We start from the raw sequence: 16,116 nt of genomic DNA, 5'->3' as shown, positions 1-16,116 counted from the left end.
AATACCGACTATCATGAAATTATATAAAATAATATCATTACTTACACTATTATTTCTTTTATGGTCGTGCACCGACGAGGATAATACGGAATATAATAAAGGAGACCAGCCATTGGAGATAAGCGCGTCAAAGGAAACTGTAGAACTGGATGCATTGAATCCTTCATCGGAAGCTATAAAATTCATCTGGACATCGGGAACAAACAACGGGACCGGACTGGCAATAGAATATGTTTTCCAGATGGACAAACAGGATGGTAATTTCGAGAACGGGATATCCATAGACATGGGACGCAACGTGTATGAGAAATCGTACAAGAATGAGGAACTTAATGATCTGCTTATTGATAAATTCGGCATAACGCCAGCTTCGGAAACAATATTCCAATACAGAATTATCGCCAAAGTGGCTTCTGAAAATCTTGAATCTCAGACTTCTCCTGTTCAGACCATAAATATCAAGACTCATAAGCCTATTACGAAAACATTGTACCTCATAGGAGATGCTACACCGAATGGATGGAGCGCCGACGATGCTACCGAAATGAAGCCGATAACAAACACTCCGAAAGCATTTTCGTGGACAGGTGCGCTTTCTGCCGGAGAATTCAAACTCATAGCAACACAAGGGGAATTCTTACCTTCTTATAATAGAGGAGAAAATGACACTAAGCTTGTACTCCGTGAATCAGATTCAGATCCGGACGAAAAGTTTGTAATTACAGAAGGAGGTACCTATACTGTCAAAGTGAACCTGATATCGATGGCTATCAGTATTACAAAAGGAGAAGGCCCTGAATTTAGCGAACTATGGTTTGTAGGTAATCCTACCGGATGGAATTTCAATCCGATGACTGTAGATCTGCTCGATCCGTTTGTATTCCATTACAATGACGATCTATCGGCAGGAGGAGAATTCAAAATAGGAACTGCCGCAGGAAACTGGGATGCTGTATTTTTCCGTCCTGCTATTAATGAACAACCGGAAGGGACTAACCTCGATGTAGACAAATGGGCGGGTGATCCTGACAATAAATGGAAAATCACAGGAGGTGTTTACAAGATTAAACTCGATACCCGGGATATGAAGATAGATATTGTGCCATTCACTCCTTTTGCCATGATTTATCTGGTAGGAGATGCTTCGCCTAACGGCTGGAATATTGGCAGTGCGACACCGATGACCGCAACGGGCAATCCATATGTATTCACCTGGACCGGGACATTAAATGCCGGAGAATTGAAATTCACACTGGATAAGCAGGACGACTGGAACGGTGCCTGGTTCATTGCCGGGGAAGCCGATAAAAACCCGACAGGAGATGTAGAGCAAATAATATACAATTATCCGGGAGCAGGTGTAGATTATAAATGGAAAATCACACAATCAGGTACATATACAATTGAACTGAATCAATTGAAAGAAACTATTATAATCAAAAAACAATAATTAAAATATAAGGAGTATCTTCTCCGGGGACACTCCTGCTTAAAAATATTATTATGAAGAAAATTTATGTATATCTAATATTCTGTCTGACAATCTCTTTGTGGAGTTGCGAAGATTATTATGATACGGATAATGATCCCGTAGTATATGGTGTGACTTATTTCAAAGCAGATTTACATACGGATAAAGCTTCGTACAAGCCGGGTGAGACAGTCCGCTTTACCCTCAAAGAAAAGCCGTCAGGCAATGTAAAAGTGAGATATTCCCACTTGGGCAAAGTGATTTCGGAAGAACCCCTGTCATCTGCCACGTGGGACTGGACTGCACCCTCCGACGACTACAAAGGGTATATGGTAGATATATATGAAGTAACTGGTAATGCAGAAAAGATACACCAGAGTATTGCTGTCGATGTGTCATCGGACTGGAAGAAGTTCCCTCGCTATGGTTTTCTTTCCTCATATGGCAAGCTATCCGAAAATGAAATAGAAAATAACATCGAAGCCCTTAACCGTTATCATATCAACGGCATTCAATTCTACGACTGGATGTATGACCACCAACGTCCATTAGCCGGAACGGTCGACAATCCGTCCCCATCATGGGCAGACCTTATCGGCAGAACTAATTACCTGTCCACAGTCAAAGGATATATCAATGCTGCCCACAATAAAGGGATGAAAGCCATGTTTTACAATCTTGCTTTCGGAGCTTTGAACAATGCGGCGGCAGATGGCGTAAAAGAAGAATGGTATCTTTTCAAAGACCAGAATCATACCGAAAAAGACAATCATCACCTCGACGCTCCTTTCCGCAGTAGCATTTATCTGACAAATCCGGGGAATAAGGAATGGCAGGATTATATTGCAGGAAGGCATGGTGATGTCTATAAGGTTTTCGATTTTGACGGCTATCATATCGACCAGTTGGGAAACAGGGGAACAGTCTATGACTATACAGGAAATGCCGTTAAGCTCGAGGAGGCTTATAAACCTTTTATCTCGGCGATGAAACAAGCCGATCCGGACAAGCGACTGGTTATGAATGCAGTTTCTCAATACGGTCAGCAAAAGAGCATTGCAAGATCAGACGTTGATTTCCTATACACGGAAGTCTGGGACGAATCTAAAACTTTTGACCAATTGGCTCAGGTTATACTCGATAATAATAGTTATAGCGGGAATGAAAAGGCGACTGTTCTGGCTGCATATATGAATTATGCACGGTCAAACAATTCCGGTTACATCAATACACCCGGTATATTGCTTACCAATGCTGTGATATTCTCTTTTGGTGGCTCGCATCTCGAATTAGGAGAACACTATCTGGCGAATGAATATTTCCCGAATTCTAATTTGCAGATGAAATCCGAAACAAAGGAATCCCTGACTCACTATTACGATTTCCTTGTTGCATACCAGAACATCTTACGCGACGGAGGCACTTTTTCTCCAATAAACGTACAATCGGTCGGCGGAAACCTTTCATTCGAAAACTGGCCTGCGTCGCAAGGTAATATAGCTGTGGTGGGAAAGAAATTCACTGATAAAGATGTGGTTCATCTGATAAACTTTTCACAGGCTAATTCTATGGAATGGAGAGATACGAACGGCACACAAAAAGAACCGTCGCCAGTTGCCGGTATACAAGTAAAAGTGACCGCATCCAAAGCTGTTTCGAAGGTATGGATTGCCTCTCCCGACATCAATGGAGGAGTTGCGATCAACACTGAATTTTCTCAATCGGGCAATGAGGTTTTGCTGACACTCCCTTCGCTTAAATACTGGGATATGCTGGTACTTGAATATTAATTAATAAGGTAAAGGTAAGAAGGTTATGATAAAGAAGGTTTGGTTATTTCTAACAGGTTTGATATTTTCTTCGGCAACATTACTTGCCGGAGAATGTATCTCCTATACTAAAAACGGGAATCAGGTTATTTTCAATTGCAAAGACGGGTCGAAGATGTCTCTGACGATAAACAGCAACTCCGTCATTAAAGTCTGGTTTGACCAATCAGGGAAATTTCTAAGAAGCAATGAATCATTTGCTGTAATAAATGAAAACCTCGAGGATATCGGAGAAATCAATGTGAATGACGAACCCGCATGTTATGAAATATTTACGTCGAAGCTGCGTATCAGGGTAAATAAAAACCCGATGCAGTTACAGATATTCGATAAATGGCAGAAACTGGTTTTCAGCGATTTTAAAGAGAGAGGGCACGTTGCCGATTCTAAAGCCGTAAAAGCATATAAGGTTTTACGTAACGATGAGCAGTTTTTCGGACTGGGCGAAAAGACAGGCCCCCTGAACCGCCGCGGACGTTCGTATAAGATGTGGAATAGCGACCGCCCCTGCTACAGTGTCACAGAAGACCCTCTGGCAAAAAGCATTCCATTTTTTATGAGCAGTTACCGTTATGGTATATTCTTGGATAATACATACAAGACCGAGTTCAAATTCGGTACTGAATCAGATGAATACTACTCATTTGAAGCACCGGACGGGGCATTTGTTTATTATTTCATATTCGGAAAAGATTATAAAGATATCCAACAGCAATATATCGACCTGACAGGTAAACCCATCATGCCTCCTAAATGGGCTTTGGGTTTCGCTCAGAGCCGGGGGTTATATACCAAAGAGGCTCAGGCATTGGACATAGCGGCTGAATTCCGTAAACGTCAGATCCCTTGTGATATAATTTATCAGGATATAGGCTGGACACAATATTTACAGGATTTTGAGTGGCGCAAAGGAAACTATACAAACCCAAAGGGGATGCTGGAATCATTGAAAGGACAAGGTTTCAAGATGATCGTCTCACAAGACCCTGTTGTATCACAGGCGAATGAAATACAATGGAAAGAAGCTGATAAATCAGGCTATTTCGTAAAAGATGTCCGTAATGGAAAATCGTATGATATGCCGTGGCCCTGGGGAGGAAACTGCGGTGTGGTAGATTTCACTATTCCCGAAGTTGCCGATTGGTGGGGCAAATATCAGCAAAAGCCAATAGATGACGGAATAAGCGGATTCTGGACTGATATGGGTGAGCCAGCATGGAGCAATGAAGAAGACATAGACCGCCTGAATATGAAACATCATATAGGCATGCACGATGAGATACATAATGTATATGGTCTGACATGGGATAAGGTTGTAAAAGAACAGTTTGACAAACGCAATCCGGATAAACGAATCTTCCAGATGACACGTTCGGCCTATGCCGGTTTGCAACGTTACACATTCGGATGGACAAACGATAGCGGTAACGGAAATGATGTACTGGAAGGTTGGGGGCAACTTGAGAATCAGGTAGCAGTAGGAATTTCTGCCGGACTGGGGGGTATTCCGTTCTGGACTACAGATATATCAGGTTACTGCGGAGATATTACCGACTATAACGCAATGGGTGAACTATATACACGTTGGATGCAGTTCGGTATATTCTGTCCGTTGAGCCGTGCTCACCATGAGGGAGATAATGCTGTTGAGCCATGGATGTTCGGCGATGTGGTGGAAAAGAACACCAAAGCGGCTATCGAACTGAAATACCAGCTATTCCCCTATCTGTACACATATTCACGTAGGGCCCATGATACAGGCTTACCGATAACAAGAGGCTTATTTATGGAATATCCGAACGATGCAGAAGCTATAAAAACAGATAACCAGTTCATCTTTGGAGAAGAAATACTAGTGGCTCCTGTGCTGAAAAAAGGAGAACGGGTAAAACGTGTTTACTTACCTGATGGGGAATGGATCGACTTCAATGATAAAAAGACAATCTATCTGGGAGGACAAACAGTTGCCTATCGTGCACCGTTGAATACAATCCCTGTATTTGTAAAAAAGGGTTCGATTATCCCGATGATGCCTGTAATGCAGTATATACATGAGAAGAAGGACTACCCTCTGTTTATCCATATTTTCCCTAACTATGAGGATGAAAATGCCAGCTTTGAGCTTTATGAAGATGAGGGTGAAAATCTGGACTATCTGAAAGATATTTATTCAAAGACAGGTTTCGTATGTACAACATTGAGTGACGGATATAAAACTATGATAGAACCAAAAGACAAAGGTTTCCGGCAATCGGAGAAGCGAAATATCGTTCTCAAATATCACCTGGAGGCAAAACCGAACAGCATATCCGCAGATAACAAGGTTGTCAGAAATGTAGAAGAAAATATAATCCTGAATAAACAGGAAACAGATTTTTCTTCAGTAGAATGGTCGTGGAATGAGGCAACGAAAGAATGCTGGGTAAAAGTACCGGATAATAGAAAAACTGTAAATATATCAATCAAATAAAATAATAAGGATGAAGAAAATACTTTTGCTAATAAGCATCTGTTTATTAGGAGGATTAGTTCATGCTCAGGATTTAAAATCTCCTGATGGTAATTTCGTGATGAGATTCTATTTGCAGAAAGGAGGAATTCCCAGCTATCAGCTTGATTACAAAGGAAAACAAATAATAAAGCCAAGTAAATTGGGTCTGGAACTAATGGGCAATACAACCAAAGTTGAATTTGGTGCGGAAATGGATATAAAGTCCGGGACTAATGACCCTCAGACCTCGCTGTATGACAACTTCCGTATAGCGGATACAAAAAGCTCCTCTTTCGATGAAACATGGCAGCCTGTGTGGGGAGAAACTAAAGATATCCGGAATCACTATAATGAATTAGCTGTGACATTGAATCAGGAAGGAACAGACCGTGAAATGATCATCCGTTTCCGCTTGTTCGACGATGGTCTGGGATTTCGTTATGAATTTTCTCAACAAAAGAATCTGATCTATTTTGTTATTAAAGAAGAACGTACCCAGTTTGCCATGACGGGCGACCATACGGCTTATTGGATACCGGGCGATTATGATACACAAGAATATGATTATACGACTTCCCGTCTTTCAGAAGTCAGAGGCCTAATGAAAAATGCGATTACACCGAATGCTTCACAAACACCGTTTTCTCCGACAGGAGTACAGACTTCCCTGATGATGAAAACCGATGACGGCTTATATATCAACCTGCACGAGGCTGCGCTTATCAACTATGCTTGCATGCACCTTAATCTGGATGATAAAAACTTTGTTTTCGAATCGTGGCTGACACCGGATGCGAATGGATCGAAAGGACATATGCAGGCTCCATGCAGTACACCCTGGCGTACTATTATAGCAAGTGATGATGCACGGGACATTCCGGCATCGAATATGACCCTGAACCTCAACGAACCGTGTAAGATTGAAGATACGTCATGGATCAGACCAGTGAAGTATGTTGGCGTTTGGTGGGAAATGATAACCGGAAAAAGTGAATGGTCTTATACTTACGACCTGCCAAGTGTACAACTTGGGATTACAGATTATTCCAAAGTAAAACCTCATGGCCGTCATGGTGCTACAACCGGGAATGTGAAAAAATATATCGATTTTGCCGCAGAGCATGGCTTTGACGCCGTATTGGTAGAAGGATGGAATACCGGTTGGGAAGACTGGTTCGGAAATTCAAAAGATTATGTTTTTGACTTTCTTACACCTTATCCCGACTTTGACCTTGAAGCGATTCGCGACTATGCAAAAAGCAAGGGAGTAAAAATGATGATGCATCATGAAACTTCCGGCTCTATCCGTAATTATGAACGCCACCTGGATGCAGCATATAAATTCATGAATGATAATGATTACACTTCAGTCAAATCAGGCTATGTAGGAAATATGATACCGCGTGGTGAGTTTCATTACAGCCAGTGGCTAAACAATCATTATCAGCATGCTATAGAAAAAGCGGCAGAACATAAGATCATGGTAAATGCCCACGAAGCCACCCGTCCTACCGGAATTAGCCGTACATGGCCCAACCTTATAGGGAACGAGTCTGCACGGGGCACAGAATACCAGGCTTTTGGAGGCAGCAAACCGAACCATGTGACCGTACTTCCGTTTACCCGCCTGATCGGTGGCCCTATGGATTATACTCCGGGTATTTTCGAAATGGATATCGAAAAGATTAACCCCAACAATAAATCACATGTAAACAGCACATTAGCGAATCAATTAGCATTATACGTAACAATGTACAGTCCTTTGCAAATGGCCGCCGATTTTCCGGAACACTATGAGAAGTTTATGGATGCCTTCCGGTTTATCAAAGATGTAGCTCTTGACTGGGACAACAGTAAATATCTGGAAGCTGAACCGGGAGAATATATAACGGTCGCCCGTAAAGCCAAAGGAAAAGATAACTGGTTTGTAGGGAATGTAGCCGGGGAAAAAGGATTTACATCTAATATCGGCTTTGATTTTCTGGATGCGAATAAACAATACATAGCTACTATATACTCAGATGCAAAGGAGGCTCATTATAAAACTAATCCGCAGGCATATGAAATAAGAAAAGTTATCGTAAATAATAAATCCAGATTAAAACAACTTTCAGCTCCGGGCGGAGGGTATGCGATTAGTATAATACCGGTTACAGATAAAAATGAAACTAAAGGACTGAAAAAATTATAGGAAACCGTTCTTTATAGATACGGGAAACTTTTTAATATTCCCCTAATACCGTTTAAATAAATATTTATACGGTATTAGGGGCTTTTTATGACTAAATTTTATTCCTATTATTCAGAATTAATCTCTTATAAGGCATACCGAAATCTAATCTTTTAGTAAAAAGTTTATCTATGTATTTTGAAGTATACTAGTTATCAGTTTACTAGTTTACAAGAAAAAGAGTTCTTTGAAAGAATTAATTAGCAGATTTGAAACATCGTTCAACGGAACAAAGTGTAGTAAAAATAGCATATTAGCAAATGAGTGAAATAGTGTAACCTTTGTTACCTTATCAAAGTAGTAAGTATTGAGTAATAAGTTGAAAGTTATATGAGATACAAGTAAACAAGACACGAGATACAAGTTGCTGACTGATGACTGTTCACTGTAAAGCCACTTATGCGATAGCCTAAGCTAACGGCGAATAGCTATCAGCTAAAAGCTGAAACATGTGTTACCTTTGTTACTTTTTTATAGTTACAAGTTACTTCGCCCTTTGGGCAGTTACAAGTTACGAGAAAAGCATTGTTAACTGATGACTGTTAACTGAAAAGTTACTTTCTATATAGTGTTCTTTGTGTAAATCTTTGTGCCCCTTGTGGTAAAGAGTTTTACCACTAAGTACACGAAGGGAGGCACAAAGGGCACAAAGGCTAAAAAACTGTTACTTTTGTTACCTTTTTTAAGAGTTATGGGTTGGCTGGCGTCCTGTTTTGTTTCACGCAAAGCCACTAAAGCGCAAAGTTTTTACATCTTACGGGTTGATGACTGATAACTGCAAAAACTGTTACCTCTGTTACTTTTTAACAGCACATAGTTAATGAACGCAAAACATACAAGATGAAAATAGTAAAAAAAGTGTCAGAAGTGTCAGGTTTTAACTAAACACAGTTAGAGCCTGTTTAAATTTTACCAAAACATTTTGTTATAGTTGTTTTTCGTTCATTTTCAACCTCTTTTTGCCTAATTTATCCTTTCACTCAGCTCCAATAGCCCGCTATTATCGCTTCGCGGAAGAATAAATTAACCTAAAAACAGACCTGAAAATTAGAACGAATAAAATCTAAACAGGCTCTTAACAAAAGTGAATATGGCGATGAGTGATGAATTATGAGTGATGGGATAGACTTTGTGCCTTAACATTTTTGCGAGAAACTCATTGTTAACTGATGGCTGTTCTCTAAAAAGTTGCCAATTTTCGTGTATTTATCCAAAATCTCTTTAGTGTAACAAATGTGACAGATTATTTGTTATTATCATAATACCTTCACATTGTCAAATTAAAAACAATAAAGAAGATGAATAATATATTTGAAAAAGGAACAGTCTTAAACTTAGCCCAACTCGTCGATTATTCTGACGGAGGAGTTATCAGCAAGCAAGTACTAAAAAGCAATGCTGGAAATATTACCCTGTTTTCTTTCGATAAAGGTCAGGGGTTGAGCGAACACACAGCACCATTTGATGCAATGGTACAAGTACTCGACGGTGAAGTAGAAATCAGAATAGGTGGCAATCCTGTATTGCTCAAACAAGGGGAAACCATCATTATGCCTGCCAACATTTCCCATGCCTTATTTGCTGTAGAAAGGTTCAAGATGTTATTAACCATGATAAGAGGATAACCATGAGTGAAGTAATAAATAATTCGCAGAAAAGGAAAGAGTTGCTCAAGCATCTGATCCTTCAGTTACATAATAATGAAGCTCCCGAAATAGTCCGGAAACGGTTAGTTGAACTATTGCGTTCTGTTCCCTATAACGAAGTAGTGGAAGTAGAACAGGAACTTATATCCGAAGGCTTACCCGAAGAAGAAGTCCTGCGCTTTTGCGATATACACACTGCTGTGCTGGACGGAAGTATAGATACATCAGCAGCAAAAACAGTACAGCCGGGACATCCGGTAGATACATTCAAGCGGGAGAATCGGGCACTGGAAGAATATATCCAAAAGGCAAAAGTTCTGTTTGACAAAGGTAATAAGCTGAAAGATGAAGAAGTGAAAGAATATCTTTTACAACTCAAAGGTGTCTTTAATAACTTGTCGGATGTAGATAAACATTACAAACGGAAGGAATACCTCCTATTCCCATTTCTGGAAAAAGCGGGTATTACAGGGCCTCCGAAAGTAATGTGGGGAAAACATGATGAAACCCGTGAATTGCTAAAGGCGGCCCATGAGGCTCTCCTGGCAAAGGATGTTTCTGCCGGGGAAGTCACTACCCTGATCCTGCTGGTTCTTTTGCCTGCTATCGACGCCCTCGAGGGTATGATAATGAAGGAAGAGGAGATATTGTTGCCAATGTGTCTTGATACACTCACAGATAAAGACTGGTACCAGATATACAAGGAAACTCCACAATTCGGGTTCAGTCTGTACGATCCGCAAACGGAATGGACTCCTGAATCAGTAGAAGTGGGGGAACTTACTTATAAAGAAGGAGATGCTATACATCTCTCGTCGGGCAACTTTACAACAAAAGAACTGGAAACAATATTCAAAACATTACCTATCGATGTCACTTTTGTGGATAAAGATGATAAAGTGAAATTCTTCTCACACGGAACAAAAAAAGTCTTTGAACGCAATCGCTCGATAATCGGCCGGGATGTACGTCTTTGCCATCCTCCGGGTAGTGTACATATTGTGGAGCAGATAATAAATGATTTTAAAAGCGGGAAAGAAAATGTAGCAGCATTTTGGATCTCTTCGTTTATGGGACGTTTCGTCTATATTGAATATACAGCACTCCGGGGAAATGACGGCGAATATCTGGGAGTGATGGAAGTTACACAGGATATAACGGATTTAAGAAAACTCGAAGGAGACCAGCGTCTGTTATCTTATGGAACAAAGTAACAATGAAAACGGATATCAACCTTCAGACCAAAGTTGCCAGCCTATTGGAATCTTATCCTGAGTTGGAAGATATACTAATGGAATTATCGCCGGTTTTCTCTAAGTTGAAGAATCCTGTATTACGCCGTACCATTGCCAAAGTTACATCATTGCAACAGGCAGCAGGAGTCGCAGGGATTTCCCCGCCCCTGCTAATCCAGAAACTAAGGAAAGCCGCCGGGTTATCGGAAATTGTGATGGATGCAGATACGGATAATATTGAAGATGCAGCCGCACCTTTTTGGTTCGATGAAAGTAAAATAAGTTTCCGGTTCGATGCCCGCCCTGTAATAGAATCCGGCGAGAGTCCCATGCAGGATATTCTGAAACTGTCGTCGAAGTTAGAAGGTGAACAGATATTGCAGATAGTTACTCCATTTAAACCCATACCGATTATTGATATCCTGAAATCGAGAGGCTTTAAAACATGGAGCCGGGAAAATGAACATTTCTTTATAAAAGGATAAGCATTATTTAAGGAAGAGGGTGCGTCGACAGGAAATTGCCACACCCTCTTATTCTTTATCAACAGTCCGGAACCTTATTCGACTCCGCCACCCAGTGCTTTATATAAATTGACAGAATATTGCAACTGCTCAAGTTTGTCATTTACCCGATTCAACTGTGCTGATAAAAGATTCTGTTCTGCATTGAGTACCTCTGTATAATTTGCGTCTCCCGCTTTCAGAAGCTCATTCGTAAAATAAACAGAATTCTGACATGCCTCTATTTGCTTTTCACGAGTTTCATTCTTCTTCAGAGAAGATTCAAATGAAAATAGAATATCTGTAACTTCCTGCCCAGCGCTCAATACCGTTTGTTCGAAGGTCAATAACGCTTCCTGTTGCTGTGCTTTCGCTATTTTAAGATTACCGGTCAGCTGTTTCTTTGCAAAAATGGGTTGCGTCAAGCCTCCGATTATACTTGCAAAGATATTCTCCGGTTTGAAAAAGTTTGACAAAGTATTGTTTGTTCCAAACCCAATTGTACCGGAACTCAGGGTTATAGATGGATAAAAACTGGCCTGAGCCGCATTTGTCAGTTCAAATGCCGACCGGAAAGATAATTCCGCTTGTTGCACATCCGGACGTTTTGCCAGCATCTGAGCAGGAACACCATATTCAAGCTGAAGAGGATACTGTTGCGAATGGATTGCCGAACGAGTTATAGTCCCCGGCTTACGACCAAGTAAAGTACAAATTGAATTCTCCAGTTCCCTTATTTGACTTTCTAAATCAGGAACGCTGGTTTGAGTACTATACAATAGTGCTTTGCTTTGCTCTACTGCAGCTCCATTTTGTAGTCCGGACTTTTTCAGAGCTTCCATTGTTTCTACATTTTCTTCCAAAAGTTTTATCGTTTCTACAGTTATCGCCAACTTTTCATCTAAGGCCAGTAAGGAATAATATGACGTGGCAATGTTAGCAATCAGAGATGTCTGAATCAAATTCTTGTAAGCGTAGCTACTCAAAAATTGGGCATATTTAGCTTTCGATTGCCTGTTAAGCTTTCCCCAGATATCTAATTCCCAACTGGCAGATACTCCCAGCGTATAGTCTGTGGAATGATAACGTAGCACGTCTTTCCCATTCTGTCCATTACTGCTACGAGAGTGATTTACCTGTCCTACAAGAGATACATCCGGAAAATATGCCGCCTTGGCCATACCCAGGCTAGCTTCGGCCTGTTGAATGCGGGTATAGGCTATTTGTAAGTCGAAATTATTCTGGATGCCTTCATCAATTAAAGTAACGAGATAGGTATCGGTGAAATATTCTTTCCATGGCTTATTGGCTATGGTAGTAGTATCGGATGATGTCATTTCACCATATAGATTTTTAGAATCCGGTTGGGGTGTTTTGTATTTATTCATCACTCCGCAGGATGGTAATCCTATCAGGGTTATAAGCCCCAATAGAATGATTCCTCTTGTATATTTATTTCTGTTCATAATTATTTTTGATTTTGCTGTGTTATAAATTCATCATTCGAATTTATCATCCCCGACTTACTAACCTTGTCTTGTATAGACTGGAATATGATATAAAGAGACGGGATTATCAATACTCCGATAAGCGTACCTATAAGCATACCTCCGATAGCACTGATACCAATCGAACGGTTACCAATTGCGCCCGCACCGGAAGATATTGCCAATGGCAATAAGCCGAATATAAAGGCAAAAGATGTCATCAGAATGGGGCGGAAACGGGCAACTGCTCCATTTACTGCTGCATCGATAATACTCATACCCTGTTGACGGCGTTGTATCGCATATTCTACAATTAATATTGCGTTTTTAGCCAATAATCCGATTAGCATAATCAGAGATATTTGTACATAAATATTATTGGTGATACCCTGACTTAACCCGAATGCCGACAGGAAGATAAATACCCCGGCCAAGCCGACAGGTAATGAAAATATAACCGCCAATGGCAAAATATAGCTTTCATACAATGCTGCTAACAGCAGATAGACAAATATCAAGCACAGTCCGAATATCAGTACGGTCTGGCTACTACTTTCAGCTTCTTCACGTGTCATTCCCGAGAATTCGTAACTATACCCCGAAGGCAGCGCCTGGTCTTTTACTTCTTCAATTGCTTTGATCACATCTCCCGAACTGAATCCTCCCTGATAATTAGGAATAATTGTCAGTTCCATCGAAGAATATAAGTTGAATCGCGTACGGGTCTCCGGTCCTGTAACATCAGTTATAGTAAGAAACTCGGTTACCGGAGCCATTTCTCCACTTGCAGTTTTTACAAATAAGCCATCCAGATCATCCAGTTTCGAACGATATTCGGGTGCTGCCTGCACCATTACTCTGAACTGCTTTCCATACAGGTTGAAATTTGATATATACTGGCTACCAATATATGCCTGTAGCGTTCCCATTACATCACTAAGAGTTATACCCGCATCCTTAATCTTGGGAATATTGGCTTCTAACTGTTTTTGTGGAAAATTAGGATTAAACGTTGTCATAGCCATCATAACCTCTTCCCGCTGATTCATTTTGGCAATAAAATCATTGGTAACATCGTAAAACTTATAAATGTTTCCGCCAGTTCTGTCCTGTAGATTTACCGAAACCCCATTACTCAAACCAAATCCCATGATAGTAGGAGTACCGAAGAACATGAAAGTCGCATTGTTTATCGCTTTTGTTTTCTCCGTCATAATTGCAGCGACTTCATTTGCTGTAATTTTACGATCGTCCCAATGATCCATTTTGATGATAACAGATCCATACGAGCTTCCCATTCCACTCATGAAACTTACCCCGCTGAGGCTACCTATATTTTTCACTTCCGGTATCTCATTTGCCATACCATTGACTATCTGCACTATCGAATCGGTTCTCTCCAGTGATGAGCCGGGAGGAAGGGTTATCATCCCCATTACGGCCCCACTATCTTCCTGTGGTACGAACCCGGTAGGAATTACTTTCATTAAGCCAAATAGTATAACAGAACTTACCAGTATAATACTGACCGTAATCCAACGATGCCCCTTTTTACCTAAAAATATTAGAGATTTCTTATATTTTGAAGTGGTTGCATTGAACCCTATATTAAAGAAATAATAGAATCTTTGTATAAAATTCTTTTTCTTATGGTCTTCGTCATGCGGCTTCAAAAACAGAGCACAAAGTGCCGGACTCAGTGTCAATGCATTTATTGCTGAAATAAAAATAGCAACTGCAAGAGTCAATCCAAATTGCTTATAAAATATACCGCTCGTTCCACCGATAAAGCTGACAGGGATAAATACCGATGACATAACCAGGGTAATAGAAATAATAGCCGGAGCGATTTCACCCATTGCCTTAATGGCCGCTTTTTTCGGATCTTTCTCTCCACTTTCCAGCTCTGCATGCACTGCCTCGACTACGACAATGGCGTCATCTACCACTATACCGATAGCCAGTACCAAAGCAAAGAGAGTAAGCAAGTTGATAGAGAAACCCATTATCCAAAGGAAGAAGAATGTACCTACAATAGCCACAGGAACAGCGATAGCCGGTATAAGTGTAGACCTGAAATCCTGAAGAAATACGAATACGACAAGAAATACGAGCAGGAATGCTTCGAGCAAGGTAGTAATAACCTTACTTATAGATGCATTAAGGAAGTCGCTTACATCCATCAGGTAAGTGATCTTCAATCCCGGAGGTAAATCATTTTGCGCTTTATCCAATTCTGCCTTTACATTTTTTATAACCTCCTGTGCATTCGAGCCTGCCGTCTGGCTGATAGCCATCATAATAGCTGCATTACCATCTGTAGAGGTAGTAACACTATACATTAATGAGCCCAATTCTACTTTGGCTACGTCACTTAGCCGCACTATTTTACCTTCGGAAGAACGGACAATAATATTCTCGAATTCTTCTGTCGAAGATAATCGCCCTGTATATTTCAAAGTATACTGAAACGCCTGATTGCTATTTTCACCCAATTGACCCGGGGCCGCCTCGATATTCTGGTCTTTCAGTGCGCCGATAACTTCGTCGGTCGATATTTTGTATGAAGCCATTACATCCGGTTTCAACCATATGCGCATCGAATAATCATTTGCACCAAATACAGATGCATTACCAACTCCATAAACACGTTTTATCTGAGGAATAATATTAATGTTAGCATAATTCTGCAGGAATTTAGCATCATAATCCGGATTGTCAGATACAAAAGACATCATCAGGATATTACTTGTTTGCTGCTTTCTTACTGTTACCCCGGTCTGCGTTACCTCAGCCGGTAGTATAGATGAAGCCTGATTCACAAGGTTCTGCACATTCACGGTTGCCATGTCAGGATCTGTTCCCTGCTTGAAATAAACAGTTATGCTGGCCGAACCTGTTTCGGCTGATGAGGTCATATAAGTCATCCCCTCAACACCATTAATTGCCTCTTCTAATGGTATAATCACACTGTTCATTATTACATCGGAATTTGCTCCGCTGTATGAAGCTTCTACCTGTACGGTAGGAGGAGCTATATCAGGGTACTGCTCGATAGGCAGCATATTCATTCCGATTATACCTAACACCACGATGATAATGGATATCACGGTGGATAATACAGGACGTTCGATAAATGTTTTTAGCATATTCTTTTATTTTAATAGGTATATGTTCCCTCTACCTCCTGAATTACAGGAGATAAAATCCGGGATTATTATTAA

General features: G+C 40.6%; 9 protein-coding genes. 7 read left to right on the top strand and 2 right to left on the bottom strand.

The features are described 5' to 3' along the window. The first annotated feature begins 13 nt into the window (after positions 1-13). The 7 genes from HMPREF9455_RS07740 to HMPREF9455_RS07710 all read left to right on the top strand — a co-directional run bounded on the left by HMPREF9455_RS07740 (position 14) and on the right by HMPREF9455_RS07710 (position 11,387). Complete coding sequence (locus HMPREF9455_RS07740) at positions 14-1,450, top strand: SusE domain-containing protein (protein ID WP_006799086.1); 1,437 nt, start codon at positions 14-16, stop codon at positions 1,448-1,450. Positions 1,451-1,503: 53 nt separating this feature from the next. Beyond that, on the top strand, positions 1,504-3,261 hold the full coding sequence (locus tag HMPREF9455_RS07735) for an endo-dextranase (protein ID WP_006799085.1): 1,758 nt from the start codon (positions 1,504-1,506) through the stop codon (positions 3,259-3,261). 25 nt (positions 3,262-3,286) lie between these two features. After that, the gene (locus tag HMPREF9455_RS07730; RefSeq protein ID WP_006799084.1) at positions 3,287-5,770 is read left to right on the top strand and encodes a glycoside hydrolase family 31 protein; all 2,484 of its coding nucleotides are present in this window, start codon (positions 3,287-3,289) and stop codon (positions 5,768-5,770) included. A gap of 10 nt (positions 5,771-5,780) precedes the next feature. Beyond that, a complete protein-coding gene (locus HMPREF9455_RS07725) occupies positions 5,781-7,982 on the top strand; it encodes a glycoside hydrolase family 97 protein (protein ID WP_006799083.1) in 2,202 nt (733 codons plus the stop codon). Between the two features lie 1,337 nt (positions 7,983-9,319). After that, positions 9,320-9,646, top strand: a complete 327-nt coding sequence (locus tag HMPREF9455_RS07720) for a cupin domain-containing protein (protein ID WP_006799082.1) — start codon at positions 9,320-9,322, stop codon at positions 9,644-9,646. Positions 9,647-9,648: 2 nt separating this feature from the next. Next, entirely contained in the window at positions 9,649-10,881 is a 1,233-nt protein-coding gene (locus HMPREF9455_RS07715) for a DUF438 domain-containing protein (protein ID WP_006799081.1), read from the top strand. A gap of 2 nt (positions 10,882-10,883) precedes the next feature. Further along, positions 10,884-11,387: a DUF1858 domain-containing protein gene (locus HMPREF9455_RS07710; RefSeq protein ID WP_006799080.1), complete on the top strand. Its 504-nt coding sequence runs from the start codon at positions 10,884-10,886 to the stop codon at positions 11,385-11,387. A 74-nt stretch (positions 11,388-11,461) separates the two neighbouring features. On the opposite strand, the gene HMPREF9455_RS07705 is transcribed toward HMPREF9455_RS07710, so the two are convergent. Then, entirely contained in the window at positions 11,462-12,871 is a 1,410-nt protein-coding gene (locus HMPREF9455_RS07705; RefSeq protein ID WP_006799079.1) for an efflux transporter outer membrane subunit, read from the bottom strand. A gap of 2 nt (positions 12,872-12,873) precedes the next feature. After that, a complete protein-coding gene (locus HMPREF9455_RS07700) occupies positions 12,874-16,041 on the bottom strand; it encodes an efflux RND transporter permease subunit (protein ID WP_006799078.1) in 3,168 nt (1,055 codons plus the stop codon). Positions 16,042-16,116: the final 75 nt, after the last annotated feature.

The sequence above is a fragment of the Dysgonomonas gadei ATCC BAA-286 genome, from assembly GCF_000213555.1.
In the GTDB taxonomy this organism is placed as follows: domain Bacteria; phylum Bacteroidota; class Bacteroidia; order Bacteroidales; family Dysgonomonadaceae; genus Dysgonomonas; species Dysgonomonas gadei.
Note: the sequence above shows the minus strand (reverse complement) of the source record. Positions and strands in the feature narration are given on the sequence as shown.

Bases quoted from the DNA above. Each gene is read 5' to 3' on its own strand.
- HMPREF9455_RS07740 (WP_006799086.1), top strand. From the start codon at position 14: ATGAAATTATATAAAATAATATCATTACTTACACTATTATTTCTTTTA.
- HMPREF9455_RS07735 (WP_006799085.1), top strand. From the start codon at position 1,504: ATGAAGAAAATTTATGTATATCTAATATTCTGTCTGACAATCTCTTTG.
- HMPREF9455_RS07730 (WP_006799084.1), top strand. From the start codon at position 3,287: ATGATAAAGAAGGTTTGGTTATTTCTAACAGGTTTGATATTTTCTTCG.
- HMPREF9455_RS07725 (WP_006799083.1), top strand. From the start codon at position 5,781: ATGAAGAAAATACTTTTGCTAATAAGCATCTGTTTATTAGGAGGATTA.
- HMPREF9455_RS07720 (WP_006799082.1), top strand. From the start codon at position 9,320: ATGAATAATATATTTGAAAAAGGAACAGTCTTAAACTTAGCCCAACTC.
- HMPREF9455_RS07715 (WP_006799081.1), top strand. From the start codon at position 9,649: ATGAGTGAAGTAATAAATAATTCGCAGAAAAGGAAAGAGTTGCTCAAG.
- HMPREF9455_RS07710 (WP_006799080.1), top strand. From the start codon at position 10,884: ATGAAAACGGATATCAACCTTCAGACCAAAGTTGCCAGCCTATTGGAA.
- HMPREF9455_RS07705 (WP_006799079.1), bottom strand. From the start codon at position 12,871: ATGAACAGAAATAAATATACAAGAGGAATCATTCTATTGGGGCTTATA.
- HMPREF9455_RS07700 (WP_006799078.1), bottom strand. From the start codon at position 16,041: ATGCTAAAAACATTTATCGAACGTCCTGTATTATCCACCGTGATATCC.